At 36.6% G+C, this 13,077-nt stretch carries 13 protein-coding genes; 9 read left to right on the forward strand and 4 right to left on the reverse strand.

Annotated elements, in window-relative coordinates:
• The first annotated feature begins 33 nt into the window (after positions 1-33).
• The 3 genes from ACZDYH_RS03510 (at position 34) to ACZDYH_RS03520 (ending at position 3,025) form a co-directional block, all read left to right on the forward strand.
• A complete protein-coding gene (locus tag ACZDYH_RS03510) occupies positions 34-1,164 on the forward strand; it encodes an N-acetyldiaminopimelate deacetylase (RefSeq protein ID WP_000218672.1) in 1,131 nt (376 codons plus the stop codon).
• Between the two features lie 246 nt (positions 1,165-1,410).
• Positions 1,411-2,277 (forward strand): hypothetical protein, encoded by an 867-nt coding sequence (locus ACZDYH_RS03515; protein WP_006928202.1) that lies wholly within the window; start codon positions 1,411-1,413, stop codon positions 2,275-2,277.
• Between the two features lie 82 nt (positions 2,278-2,359).
• Complete coding sequence (locus ACZDYH_RS03520; RefSeq protein WP_000504032.1) at positions 2,360-3,025, forward strand: potassium channel family protein; 666 nt, start codon at positions 2,360-2,362, stop codon at positions 3,023-3,025.
• Between the two features lie 43 nt (positions 3,026-3,068).
• Here ACZDYH_RS03520 and rnjA read toward each other — a convergent pair whose 3' ends face one another.
• Positions 3,069-4,736 carry a ribonuclease J1 gene (rnjA, locus tag ACZDYH_RS03525; RefSeq protein ID WP_000670377.1) on the reverse strand — a complete coding sequence of 556 codons (1,668 nt, stop codon included), beginning with the start codon at positions 4,734-4,736 and terminating at the stop codon, positions 3,069-3,071.
• 4 nt (positions 4,737-4,740) lie between these two features.
• Positions 4,741-4,953, reverse strand: a complete 213-nt coding sequence (locus tag ACZDYH_RS03530; RefSeq protein WP_000576435.1) for a DNA-dependent RNA polymerase subunit epsilon — start codon at positions 4,951-4,953, stop codon at positions 4,741-4,743.
• 547 nt (positions 4,954-5,500) lie between these two features.
• Here ACZDYH_RS03530 and ACZDYH_RS03535 point away from each other — a divergent pair.
• The gene (locus tag ACZDYH_RS03535) at positions 5,501-6,274 is read left to right on the forward strand and encodes a Cof-type HAD-IIB family hydrolase (RefSeq protein WP_000998268.1); all 774 of its coding nucleotides are present in this window, start codon (positions 5,501-5,503) and stop codon (positions 6,272-6,274) included.
• 60 nt (positions 6,275-6,334) lie between these two features.
• Here ACZDYH_RS03535 and def read toward each other — a convergent pair whose 3' ends face one another.
• The gene (gene def, locus ACZDYH_RS03540) at positions 6,335-6,889 is read right to left on the reverse strand and encodes a peptide deformylase (protein WP_000957048.1); all 555 of its coding nucleotides are present in this window, start codon (positions 6,887-6,889) and stop codon (positions 6,335-6,337) included.
• A 169-nt stretch (positions 6,890-7,058) separates the two neighbouring features.
• Complete coding sequence (locus tag ACZDYH_RS03545) at positions 7,059-7,205, reverse strand: YjcZ family sporulation protein (protein WP_000274562.1); 147 nt, start codon at positions 7,203-7,205, stop codon at positions 7,059-7,061.
• Positions 7,206-7,719: 514 nt separating this feature from the next.
• Here ACZDYH_RS03545 and pdhA point away from each other — a divergent pair.
• From pdhA to ACZDYH_RS03570, 5 genes are all read left to right on the forward strand, one after another.
• Entirely contained in the window at positions 7,720-8,835 is a 1,116-nt protein-coding gene (gene pdhA / locus ACZDYH_RS03550; protein ID WP_000536895.1) for a pyruvate dehydrogenase E1 component subunit alpha, read from the forward strand.
• A gap of 3 nt (positions 8,836-8,838) precedes the next feature.
• Positions 8,839-9,816, forward strand: coding sequence for a pyruvate dehydrogenase complex E1 component subunit beta (pdhB, locus tag ACZDYH_RS03555; protein WP_000068168.1), 978 nt, complete (start codon positions 8,839-8,841; stop codon positions 9,814-9,816).
• A 93-nt stretch (positions 9,817-9,909) separates the two neighbouring features.
• Positions 9,910-11,199: a pyruvate dehydrogenase complex dihydrolipoyllysine-residue acetyltransferase gene (gene pdhC, locus ACZDYH_RS03560; protein WP_000863419.1), complete on the forward strand. Its 1,290-nt coding sequence runs from the start codon at positions 9,910-9,912 to the stop codon at positions 11,197-11,199.
• A gap of 5 nt (positions 11,200-11,204) precedes the next feature.
• Positions 11,205-12,617 carry a dihydrolipoyl dehydrogenase gene (gene lpdA, locus ACZDYH_RS03565; RefSeq protein WP_000260104.1) on the forward strand — a complete coding sequence of 471 codons (1,413 nt, stop codon included), beginning with the start codon at positions 11,205-11,207 and terminating at the stop codon, positions 12,615-12,617.
• A 232-nt stretch (positions 12,618-12,849) separates the two neighbouring features.
• Positions 12,850-13,077 carry a hypothetical protein gene (locus tag ACZDYH_RS03570; protein ID WP_000697469.1) on the forward strand — a complete coding sequence of 76 codons (228 nt, stop codon included), beginning with the start codon at positions 12,850-12,852 and terminating at the stop codon, positions 13,075-13,077.

Raw genomic sequence — 13,077 nt, forward strand, 5'->3', positions numbered from 1 at the left:
GCTCTTACGCTTTTTATAGATAGAGGTGCAAAAATGACAGTAAGCAAATTTGTCCAAATTCGTAGAGATCTACATAGAATTCCAGAAATCGGATTTAAGGAATGGAAAACACAACAGTATATTTTAGATTATATAGGAACACTTTCTCATGAATTTGTGGAAGTGAAGACATGGAAAACGGGTGTAATCGTTAAAGTAAATGGAAAAAATCCCGAAAAAATAATAGGTTATCGTGCAGATATAGACGGTTTACCAATTACAGAGGAAACTGGATACGAGTTTGCTTCTATTCATGAAGGAATGATGCATGCATGTGGCCATGATGTACATACAACAATCGGTTTAGGCCTTCTAACGAAAGCTGTGAGCGAAAGAATAGATGATGACCTTGTATTTCTATTCCAGCCAGCAGAAGAAGGACCAGGCGGTGCTCTTCCTATGTTAGAAAGTGAAGAGTTAAAAGAATGGAAACCGAATATAATTCTTGGTCTTCATATTGCACCAGAATACGCTGTGGGGACAATTGCAACGAAAGAAGGACTGTTATTTGCCAATACTTCAGAATTATATATTGATTTAAAAGGGAAAGGTGGCCATGCTGCCTATCCGCATACTGCAAATGACATGATTGTTGCAGCGAGTCATCTTGTTACACAGCTTCAATCCGTTATTAGTCGCAATGTAAATCCTCTTGATAGTGCAGTAATTACAATCGGGAAAATTACTGGTGGTACGGTTCAAAATATTATTGCAGAAAAATCTCGTTTAGAAGGAACGATTCGAACATTATCAGTGGAATCAATGAAGCGTGTGAAAAGCAGAATTGAGTCAATTGTTGCAGGTATCGAAGCTTCTTTCCAGTGTGAGGCGATTATAGATTACGGAGCAATGTATCATCAAGTATATAACCATGAAGAGTTAACGAGAGAGTTTATGGAATTTGTACATAAACAAACTGATATGAATGTTATTACATGTACTGAGGCAATGACGGGTGAAGATTTTGGTTATATGCTTCGAGAAATCCCTGGATTTATGTTTTGGCTTGGAGTAAATTCAGAATATGGTTTACATCATGCAAAATTAAAACCAGACGAAGAAGTGATTGAAAAGGCAATTACATTTTTAAGCCAATATGTAAAGTGGAAAGGGAATAGAAAATAAAACTTCCACTTTCTTGAAGGTTCCAAAAAACTTTTTGTTCTGAGGTGTAAGTAACGCTCGTATAGATTGATTTTAGACATTTATATACAAATGGAAGAATTAAAGTTAATTGTACTGTTTTAATAATGAGCAGGGGGTTTAGCCACTGCTCATTATTAATTATTTGACTAACTTATATATGTTTACTTTTAGTATGAAAAGTGTGTAAAATCAATGTGAAACATAGAAAAAAGGGTGGGGAATTACGTGCAAATTAGCAGTGCGATTTTATGTTTCGTCTTATATGCGTATGTTATTATTGCGGCGGTTTATTTTGGGATAAGTTTTTATGCCTATCGTCTAGTAGATAATAATGAATATGACGAAACATACAAATGGGTGAAGAGATATTTATCACCTGTACTAGAAATTATGAATGGGTTTGTGCTCTTTTTATTTATTGGATTAATTGCTTTTTCAACGAGTTTAGTAGGGAATAAAACTACGTTATTTGTATTGGGTATCATTATTTTTATGTTGTTAGGAATAAGGATTGGTAATACGGTCTTTTGGAATGAAAGAAAAGTAGATGGTTGGACGGGAATGTTAATTCCGTGCATGTTAGCTGCAATCGTGACAAATATAGAGCATGAATATTATCAATTACATTTTTGGCTTATTATCGTTTTAACAATTCTTTCTGTTTTGTATATAAGCACAGTAGTACTAACATATATTGCACATGAAAAAGGAGATGTTAAAGGCACTCGTTTCTTTAGAGGACGGGCATTATTTTGGAGTGTGCCGACGATGGTAGTTATCGGGCTTATTGCGATATTAGTAAATGGATATCAATTTTCTAATTGGCAACTATTTTTAGAAAATTGGTGGATCTTTATCTTTTCGTTTATTGCTTTTTTAGGTGCAACGCATTATTTATTCCATCAACATCATTACATATGGGCGTTGTTATTTGCATTCACACAGCTTCTATTTGCCTTTTTTGGTCAAGAAACATTATTATTCGTTTTTGAAACATTTAGTTCTTTTGGAAATATATTTGTATTTGCTATGCTACTTGTTGGTATCGCTTTTTACTTGCAACAATATTTTTATATACAAAAACAAAAATAAGAGCTAATCATAGTTTTTGTGACGCATATAAAGTGTGTTACACTGAAAATAAATAGTACTTGAAGTTATTGGAGGAATTCCCGTGGGTGAGAAAGAAAAAGAATTTGCTGTCATTGGACTTGGTCGCTTTGGTGGAAGTATTTGCCGAGAACTAGCTCAATTAGGTATGGAAGTAATGGCAATCGATTCAGATGAGGATAAAATTAATGAATTTGCAAATATAGCTTCGCATGCTGTAATTGCAGATTCAACAGATGAGATGGTATTAAAAAGCCTTGGTATTCGAAATTTTGATCACGTAGTCGTTGCTATTGGAGATAATTTAAATTCAAGTATTTTAACGACTTTGATTTTGAAAGAGTTGGGTGTAAAAAATATTACTGTAAAAGCTCAAAATGATTATCATGAAAAAGTGTTAAGTAAAATAGGTGCAGATCATATTGTGCATCCAGAACGTGATATGGGAAAAAGGATTGCTAATAATATTGCATCAAGCAATGTGCTAGACTACCTTGAGCTTTCAGATGAGCATAGTATTGTAGAGATTATTGCGAATAAAAAAATTGATGGGCACTCTTTAATTGAATTAGATATTCGTGCGAAGTTTGGATTGAATATTGTAGCAATTAAACGAGGCAAAGAAGTTATCGTATCCCCTCGAGCTACGGAGAATATTCAAGCAGGAGATATATTAATTGTCATTGGTCATGACGATGAAGTGGATCGATTTAAACACTTTTTAAGATAAGAGAAAAGAAAAGGACAATGCCTTCATGGCATTGTCCTTTTTCTTATATTTCCATAATGATTGGTAAAATCATTGGACGGCGTTTCGTTTTCTCATATAGGAATGGAGCTAATGTGTCTGTAATTTCATTTTTAATTTCAGACCATTGTGTTGTTTTACGCTCCATTACTTTTTCTAAATGAGTTGTAATTAATGTTTGTGCATCATTGATTAAATCGCTACTTTCACGCATGTAAACGAAACCGCGTGAGATGATATCAGGTCCTGCTGCAACTTTAAATTCTTTCATATCAATGCTTACAACTACAATTACAAGTCCTTCTTCAGAAAGGATACGACGATCGCGTAATACGATATTGCCAATATCTCCAATACCGTTTCCATCAATGTAGACCGAACCAGATGGGATTTTTCCAGCTACGCTAGCTTCATCCGAACGTAAAGCAAGAACATCGCCATTATCCATAATGAAGCAATTTTCTTCAGGGATGCCACAATCATTTGCTATGTTCATGTGCATACGCTGCATACGATATTCACCATGAATTGGCATGAAGTACTTCGGTTTAATTAGACGTAACATTAATTTTTGTTCTTCTTGTCCACCGTGTCCACTTGTATGGATATTTGAAAGTTTCCCATGAATTACATCAGCGCCAGCGCGGTACAACATGTTAATTGTACGACTTACGCTAATTGTATTTCCTGGAATTGGTGAAGAAGAGAAAACAACTGTATCTCCAGGAATAATTTGAATTTGGCGGTGTGTACCGTTTGCAATACGTGAAAGTGCTGCCATCGGTTCACCTTGACTACCTGTACATAAAATAACAACTTTATTAGCTGGTAAGCGGTTTAGTTGAGATGCATCTATGAATGTATCTTTCGGGCAACGAATATAACCAAGGTTTTGTCCAATTTCAATCGCTGCTTCCATACTTCGACCAAACACAGCTACTTTACGGTTGTTTTCAACAGCAGCTTCAACAACTTGTTGTAAGCGGTGAATATTTGATGCAAAGGTTGCGAATATAATCCGTCCTTCTACTTTACGGAAAATGTCTTGAATGCTATCACCAACGCGACGCTCAGACATAGTAAAGTTTGGAACTTCACTGTTCGTACTATCAGATAATAGACATAGTACGCCATCTTTACCGATTTCAGCCATTTTTGTTAAATCAGCTGGTTCACCAACTGGTGTGAAGTCAAATTTGAAGTCACCTGTATGAACAACTTGACCTTGAGGTGTTTTCACAACAACGCCGTACGAATCTGGAATACTGTGTGTTGTACGGAAGAAGGATACAGACGTTTTTTTGAATTTAATAACGTCATCTTCTTGAATCTCGTAAAGTTTTGCTTTACGAAGTAAGCCGTGTTCTTCTAATTTGTTTTTGATGAGTGCAATTGCTAATTTTCCGCCGTAAATTGGAATGTTCACTTGACGTAATAGGTAAGGGATTCCGCCGATATGATCTTCGTGACCATGTGTAATGAATAACCCTTTAATTTTATCTTCGTTTCGCACAAAATAAGTGTAGTCTGGTATTACATAATCGATTCCGAGAAGTTCGTCCTCTGGAAATTTAATTCCAGCATCAATTATAATAATTTCATCTTGAAATTGAACAGCGTATGTATTTTTACCGATTTCACCAAGCCCACCGAGAGCAAATACAGCAACTTGGTCGTTTTTTAGAAATTTCATATCGCTATACGATTTCCGCTAATGTTAAATCAGCGTTTTCTTTTTCATATTCAAGATGAGCGCCAGTAACAGACTGAACAAACTCGATATTATATGCGAACTTATTTAATTTTGTACGAACATCCTTTTCAGACGTAGCCTCTAAATATAAAACTTTTGTATTTTCACGTACTGGAACCTCAGTTAATTTTTCTTGATAAAATACTTTAAAAATCATTTGGAAAACCTCTCCTTGTCTATGTTTTGCATTATCTGTTACTTATTATAAAGCAAACAGTCACGATTTTCATGTTTTTTCGAATGAGAATGAAGAAAAAGCCCGAAATGGGCACAATTTAAGCGACTGTCTTTTTACGGACTAGACCATTTAAATAACGCTTGAGCTTTTTCTTCAGCTTCTTCAGCATGATTACTCCTTCCTTTCCTTATTTTAAACATGCCTATTACTAGTGAAAACTCTATCTCTGATATAAGAGATAGGACAAAAGTGAATGGTGAATCTTGTCCTTTCCCATACAGTGAAAGTTATTCTATAGTAACGATCAGTAGCCGTTAGTTATAGGTATAGTATGAGGAAGAATGGAAAAGAAAATTCATCCGAACAAGTATCTACATGTTTTACTAATATATATATGCAAAGTTTACAAATAAGGTCAGAAAGGGAACGCTTTCTTCACAGATGTTTAATATGTTATACTTTTTTTTAGAATTTGAAAAGTGATATTCAAAATAGGAATATAGAGTCTCAGAAAGGATTTTGACAAATGAATGATAAAATTGTCTTTTTTGATATTGATGGAACATTATTAGATCATGATAAAAAAATTCCGCAATCTACACGAGATGCAGTAAAACAGTTACAAGAAAAAGGTGTACATGTAGCAATTGCGACAGGGCGCGCGCCATTTATGTTCGAAGATATTCGTAAGGAACTTGATATACATAATTATGTTAGTTTTAATGGACAATATGTTGTCTTTGAAGATGAGGTAATATTTAATAATCCGTTACATCCAGATGCTTTACATAAGTTTACTCAGTTTGCAAAACAAGAAGGATATCCACTTGTATATCTTGACCATCAAGATATGAGAGCATCAGTGGAATATCATGATTATGTGAAAGAAGGCTTTGGAAGCTTAAACTTTGAGCATCCAGCATATGAGCCTAATTTTTATGAGGAACGTAATATTTATCAAACACTACTTTTTTGTGAAGTAAATGAAGAGGAAAAGTTTATTAATCATTATCCAGATTTCCATTTTATTCGTTGGCATGCATATTCAATGGATATCATTCCGAATGGTGGTTCTAAGGCAAAAGGAATTGAGAAATACATTGAAAAGTTAGGTTTTAATCGTGATCAAGTGTATGCATTTGGAGATGGCTTAAATGATTTAGAAATGATCGAAGCCGTTGGCACAGGTATTGTGATGGGAAATGGCCATGAAGACTTGAAAAAACTTGCAAATCATGTGACAAAGGATGTTAATGAAGACGGTATATATCATGGACTAAAGTGGGCTGGATTGCTATAAGTGAATATGGAACCCATTTCATAATAAAAAGGCGGAAGATTAACTTCCGCCTTTTTATTATTATCGCTCTAGAGGTTTGGAATCATCAGGAGCGGCAAAAGGATTTTCTTTATTGATATGGTCATAGAACATAACGCCATTTAAATGATCAATCTCGTGTTGGAATACGATTGCTGGTAAACCTTTTAAACGTAATTTTACTTCTTCTCCGTTAATAGAAGTTGCTTTTACTGTAATTCTTGTATAACGAGGAACATAACCAGGTACTTCGCGGTCTACAGATAGACAGCCTTCACCACCCTGTAAATATGTACGTTCAACAGAATGGCTAATGATTTTTGGATTGAATAATGCATGGCTATATAATGTACCATCCGCATCGGTTACATGAACTGCAATCATTTTTTTTGAAACACCGATTTGCGGAGCCGCTAATCCGATTCCAGGGCGTAAACTATATTTTTCAGCCATTTCAGGATCTTGGCTATTTATTACGAATTCAATCATTTCTTTTAAGGTAGTTGTATCTTCTTCGCTTGCCGGTAAGGACACCTCTTCTGCAACGTTGCGCAAAATAGGATCTCCTTCGCGAATAACATCTTTCATTGTAAGCATATGTAATCTCTCCTTTCCTCTTTAGTCTACCAAAGGAGATGGAAAAAGTCATCGGCAAGAAAGGGAAGGCATTTTGGAAATCGTTCTATTATAGAGTAGTTATGTATGTGATAAAAAGAAAAAGACGGCAAAGCCGTCTTTTTCTTTCCATAGTTGTTTCGTTTTACAATTAGCGAATGCAAGCAGCACCAACGATAATTAAAAGAATAAACAACACAACGATTAAGGCGAAGCCGCGTCCAGACCCGCCACAAGAACCGCCATAACCGTAGGAAGGATATGAACAAGTTGGATAGCAATATGAGTATCCGTACATGAGATGACCTCCTTTATCATTTCCCGCTAATACTGCGGTTACTATAATGTATGGAAGAGAGGGTAGAAATGTATAGGTATTTACCTAAAAAAGGAAGAGTAGTTTGTATATTTTTGTTACGAAGAGAGAAAAACTAAAGAGAATTAAATCGTTTACATATTATTCTAAGAGAAAAAATAAGTGAAAAAGGGAATAATATAACAGTAGGTCAATGCTTACTAATACAGATGTAAAAAATAAAAACACGTTTGTGTAGTAGAAACCTGCATATTATTTATAAAAAAACGTATTCAAAGTAATTGACATCGTAATTAGAATAGTTGTAAACTAAAAAACGTGATCAAGATTGTATTAATATGTTTCTGAAAAAACATTAGTACAGATTGTTAGGTACACAAAATTATTCTCAACCGACATACAAACATGTTGGTTTACATCGTTGCGCTTTTTAAACTGGAAAATAGCCAGTGAAAGCGTTTCAGAATATGGTTCAAGAGAGGAAGAGGTGAACGGAATGGGTACTAAAACAAAAAAGACCCTATTTAATGTTGATGAGCAAATGAAAGCTATCGCAGCTCAATTTGAAACATTACAAATTTTAAATGAAAACGGTGAAGTTGTGAATGAAGCAGCTATGCCTGAATTATCTGATGATCAATTAAAAGAATTAATGCGTCGTATGGTGTATACTCGCGTATTAGATCAACGTTCTATTTCTTTAAACCGTCAAGGACGTTTAGGTTTCTACGCACCTACAGCTGGACAAGAAGCTTCTCAATTAGCAAGTCATTTCGCACTTGAAGCAGAAGACTTCATCTTACCAGGATACCGTGATGTACCACAATTAGTATGGCACGGATTACCATTATACCAAGCATTCTTATTCTCTCGTGGACACTTCATGGGTAACCAAATGCCTGAGAATGTAAATGCATTAGCTCCACAGATCATTATCGGTGCGCAAATCATCCAAACTGCTGGTGTTGCGTTAGGTATGAAACTACGTGGTAAAAAATCTGTTGCAATTACTTACACTGGTGACGGTGGTGCTTCACAAGGTGACTTCTACGAAGGTATGAACTTTGCAGGTGCATTCAAAGCTCCAGCAATCTTCGTTGTTCAAAACAACCGTTATGCAATCTCTACTCCAGTAGAAAAGCAATCTGCAGCTAAAACTGTAGCACAAAAAGCAGTAGCAGCAGGTATTTACGGAATTCAAGTAGACGGTATGGATCCATTAGCTGTATACGCAGCAACTGCTTTCGCTCGTGAGCGCGCAGTAAATGGCGAAGGCCCTACTTTAATCGAGACTTTAACATTCCGTTACGGTCCACATACAATGGCTGGTGATGACCCAACTCGTTACCGTACAAAAGATATCGAAAACGAATGGGAACAAAAAGACCCAATCGTACGCTTCCGTAAGTTCTTAGAAGCTAAAGGCCTATGGTCTCAAGAAGTTGAAGAGACAGTAATCGAAGAAGCAAAAGAAGATATCAAACAAGCAATTGCTAAGGCTGACCAAGCTCCAAAACAAAAAGTAACTGATTTAATGGAAATCATGTACGAAAAAATGCCTTACAACTTAGCTGAACAATATGAAATCTACAAAGAAAAGGAGTCGAAGTAAGCCATGGCTCAAATGACAATGATTCAAGCAATCACTGATGCTTTACGCGTTGAAATGAAAAATGACCCTAACGTACTTGTATTTGGTGAAGACGTTGGTGTAAACGGCGGTGTATTCCGTGCTACTGAAGGTTTACAAGCTGAATTTGGTGAAGATCGTGTAATGGATACTCCACTTGCAGAGTCTGGTATTGGTGGACTTGCAGTTGGTCTTGCACTTGAAGGATTCCGTCCAGTTCCAGAAATCCAATTCTTCGGTTTCGTTTATGAAGTAATGGATTCAATTTCTGGTCAATTAGCTCGTATGCGTTACCGTTCTGGTGGACGTTGGACTGCTCCAGTAACAGTTCGTTCTCCATTCGGTGGTGGTGTTCATACTCCTGAACTTCATGCTGATAGCTTAGAAGGATTAGTGGCTCAACAACCTGGTCTAAAAGTTGTTATTCCATCTACTCCATACGATGCTAAAGGTCTTTTAATCTCTGCGATTCGTGACAACGATCCAGTTATCTACTTAGAGCATATGAAATTGTACCGTTCATTCCGTCAAGAGGTACCAGAAGGTGATTACACAATTGATTTAGGTAAAGCTGATATCAAACGTGAAGGTACAGATGTATCTGTTATCGCTTACGGTGCTATGGTTCACGCTGCATTAAAAGCTGCTGAAGAACTTGAAAAAGAAGGTATCTCTTTAGAGGTTGTTGACTTACGTACAGTTCAACCATTAGATATCGAAACAATCATCGCTTCTGTTGAAAAAACAGGTCGCGTAGTTGTAGTTCAAGAAGCTCAAAAACAAGCTGGTATTGCAGCTAACGTTGTAGCGGAAATTAACGACCGTGCAATCTTAAACTTAGAAGCTCCAGTTGTACGTGTTGCAGCTGCTGATACAGTATTCCCATTCTCTCAAGCAGAGAGCGTATGGTTACCAAACCACAAAGATATTGTTGAAGCTGTAAACAAAGTAATGAACTTCTAATTTTTAGCTTTTCATGTGCAAAAGAAATCAGCACATGCTGGTTTCTTTTGTACATATTCCATAATAATGAAATGAATCAGGGGGCTGAATTCCGTGGCATTTGAATTTAAACTACCAGATATCGGTGAAGGTATCCACGAAGGTGAAATCGTAAAATGGTTTATTAAACCAGGCGATGAAGTAAACGAAGACGATGTACTTCTTGAAGTACAAAATGATAAAGCAGTAGTAGAAATCCCTTCTCCTGTTAAAGGTAAAGTACTTGAAGTACTTGTAGAAGAAGGAACAGTTGCAATCGTAGGAGATACATTAATTAAATTTGATGCTCCTGGATACGAAAACCTTAAATTTAAAGGTGACGATCATGATGAAGCTCCAAAAGCTGAAGAAGCAGCAGTAGAAGCTCCAGCAGCGGAAGCTACTCCAGCAGCAACTGCAGAAGTAGTAAATGAGCGCGTAATCGCTATGCCATCTGTTCGTAAATACGCTCGTGAAAAAGGTGTAGACATTCATAAAGTAGCTGGTACTGGTAAGAATGGCCGTATCGTAAAAGCTGACATCGATGCATTTGCAAATGGTGGACAAACTGTAGCAGCAACTGAGGCTCCAGCAGCAGTAGAAGCTACTCCAGCAGCAGCGAAAGAAGAAGCACCAAAAGCACAACCAATCCCAGCTGGTGAATATCCAGAAACTCGTGAGAAAATGAGTGGTATCCGTAAAGCGATTGCGAAAGCAATGGTTAACTCTAAACACACAGCTCCTCACGTAACATTAATGGACGAAGTAGATGTAACAGAACTTGTTGCTCACCGTAAGAAGTTCAAAGCAGTAGCAGCTGACAAAGGTATTAAATTAACTTACCTTCCGTACGTTGTTAAAGCTTTAACATCTGCATTACGTGAATACCCAATGTTAAACACTTCTTTAGACGATGCATCTCAAGAAGTAGTTCATAAACATTACTTCAATATCGGTATCGCAGCTGATACAGACAAAGGTCTATTAGTACCAGTTGTTAAAGATACAGATCGTAAGTCTATCTTCACAATCTCTAACGAGATCAATGATCTTGCTGGTAAAGCACGTGAAGGTCGTCTAGCTCCAGCTGAAATGAAAGGTGCTTCTTGCACAATTACAAACATTGGTTCTGCAGGTGGACAATGGTTCACTCCAGTTATCAACCACCCAGAAGTAGCAATCCTTGGTATCGGCCGTATCGCTGAAAAACCAGTTGTGAAAAACGGTGAGATCGTTGCAGCTCCAGTATTAGCATTATCTCTAAGCTTTGACCATCGTTTAATTGACGGTGCAACTGCTCAAAAAGCGTTAAACCAAATTAAACGTCTATTGAATGACCCACAATTATTAGTAATGGAGGCGTAATAACAATGGTAGTAGGAGATTTCCCAATTGAATTAGATACAGTCGTTGTTGGTGCAGGTCCTGGTGGATACGTTGCGGCAATTCGTGCAGCACAATTAGGTCAAAAGGTAGCAATCATTGAAAAAGCTAACCTTGGTGGCGTATGCTTAAACGTTGGATGTATTCCTTCAAAAGCGTTAATCAATGCAGGTCATCGTTATGAGAATGCAATGCATTCTGATGACATGGGTATTACTGCAGAAAACGTAAAAGTTGACTTTACAAAAGTTCAAGAATGGAAAAACGGCGTAGTTAAGAAATTAACTGGCGGTGTTGAAGGCCTTCTTAAAGGTAACAAAGTTGAAATCATTCGCGGTGAAGCTTACTTCGTAGATGCTAATACATTACGCGTTATGACTGAAGATGCAGCTCAAACTTATACGTTTAAAAATGCTGTTCTTGCAACTGGTTCTACACCAATCGAAATTCCAGGATTCAAATACTCTAAACGTGTTATCAACTCTACAGGTGCTTTAAGCTTACCTGAAATTCCTAAAAAACTTGTTGTAATCGGCGGCGGTTACATCGGTATGGAATTAGGTACTGCATATGCTAACTTCGGTACAGAAGTTACTGTAGTAGAAGCTGGCGACGAAATCTTAGCTGGTTTCGAAAAAGCTATGAGCTCTGTTGTTAAACGCGCTCTACAGAAAAAAGGTAACGTAAATATCCATACAAAAGCTATGGCTAAAGGCGTTGAAGAGACAGAAACTGGCGTAAAAGTTAGCTTTGAGGTTAAAGGTGAAATCCAAACTGTAGAAGCAGATTACGTATTAGTAACTGTAGGTCGTCGTCCAAACACTCAAGAAATCGGTCTTGAGCAAGTTGGAGTTAAAATGACTGACCGCGGCATCATCGAAATCGATGAGCAATGTCGTACAAATGTACCAAACATCTATGCAATCGGTGATATCGTTCCTGGACCACCATTAGCTCACAAAGCTTCTTACGAAGGTAAAGTAGCTGTAGAAGCAATTAGTGGCCATGCATCAGCTATCGATTACATCGGAATTCCTGCAGTATGCTTCACTGATCCAGAATTAGCATCTGTTGGTTACACTAAAAAACAAGCTGAAGAAGCTGGAATGACTGTAACTGTATCTAAGTTCCCATTCGCTGCTAACGGTCGTGCATTATCATTAAACAGCACTGACGGTTTCTTACAACTTGTAACACGTAAAGAAGATGGTCTTCTTGTAGGTGCTCAAGTTGCAGGTGCAGGTGCTTCTGATATTATCTCTGAGATTGGTTTAGCTATCGAAGCTGGAATGACAGCTGAAGATATCGCTCAAACAATCCATGCTCACCCAACATTAGGTGAAATCACAATGGAAGCAGCTGAAGTTGCTCTTGGAATGCCAATTCACATTGTAAAATAATTTAAGTAATGTAAATAGCCCTTCTCTTATTGTAAGAGAGGGGCTATTTTTATTTTCATCAAATGACTTGCAAGGTCTTTAAACGTACTTGTCGAATGAATATATAATACTTTAACAAATGATTCCGGCTTAACTTACTTCAAAGGTAATATATATCATCCTATAATATGTAATTGATTCAAACGTAACCCCATATATTAATAAAATAGAGCATGTCAAAGGAGAAGGTTCCATGAAAATATTACATGTTATATTTTATCATTTACTACTATGGAGTGGCTTTTCCACTGTATTAACATTATCGAATGGTGATAAGTTTCATTATAAAGTTATTCTTTTTTTCGTATTTCTATATTTAGCCTATGTAATAGCATATTTTGTATTGCACGTAAGAAAGCAAGCTTTATTTCTTACATGTTCGAATTGTATATTATTTTTAATCATATTATCTATTTTTTAA

This window comes from Bacillus sp. EB V-12, assembly GCF_056158125.1.

What these genes read in the sequence shown, in the direction of transcription:
- ACZDYH_RS03510 (WP_000218672.1), top strand. Translation starts at nt 34, where the DNA reads ATGACAGTAAGCAAATTTGTCCAAATTCGTAGAGATCTACATAGAATT.
- rnjA (WP_000670377.1), bottom strand. Translation starts at nt 4,736, where the DNA reads ATGAAATTTCTAAAAAACGACCAAGTTGCTGTATTTGCTCTCGGTGGG.
- ACZDYH_RS03530 (WP_000576435.1), bottom strand. Translation starts at nt 4,953, where the DNA reads ATGATTTTTAAAGTATTTTATCAAGAAAAATTAACTGAGGTTCCAGTA.
- ACZDYH_RS03535 (WP_000998268.1), top strand. Translation starts at nt 5,501, where the DNA reads ATGAATGATAAAATTGTCTTTTTTGATATTGATGGAACATTATTAGAT.
- def (WP_000957048.1), bottom strand. Translation starts at nt 6,889, where the DNA reads ATGCTTACAATGAAAGATGTTATTCGCGAAGGAGATCCTATTTTGCGC.
- ACZDYH_RS03545 (WP_000274562.1), bottom strand. Translation starts at nt 7,205, where the DNA reads ATGTACGGATACTCATATTGCTATCCAACTTGTTCATATCCTTCCTAC.
- pdhA (WP_000536895.1), top strand. Translation starts at nt 7,720, where the DNA reads ATGGGTACTAAAACAAAAAAGACCCTATTTAATGTTGATGAGCAAATG.
- pdhB (WP_000068168.1), top strand. Translation starts at nt 8,839, where the DNA reads ATGGCTCAAATGACAATGATTCAAGCAATCACTGATGCTTTACGCGTT.
- lpdA (WP_000260104.1), top strand. Translation starts at nt 11,205, where the DNA reads ATGGTAGTAGGAGATTTCCCAATTGAATTAGATACAGTCGTTGTTGGT.
- ACZDYH_RS03570 (WP_000697469.1), top strand. Translation starts at nt 12,850, where the DNA reads ATGAAAATATTACATGTTATATTTTATCATTTACTACTATGGAGTGGC.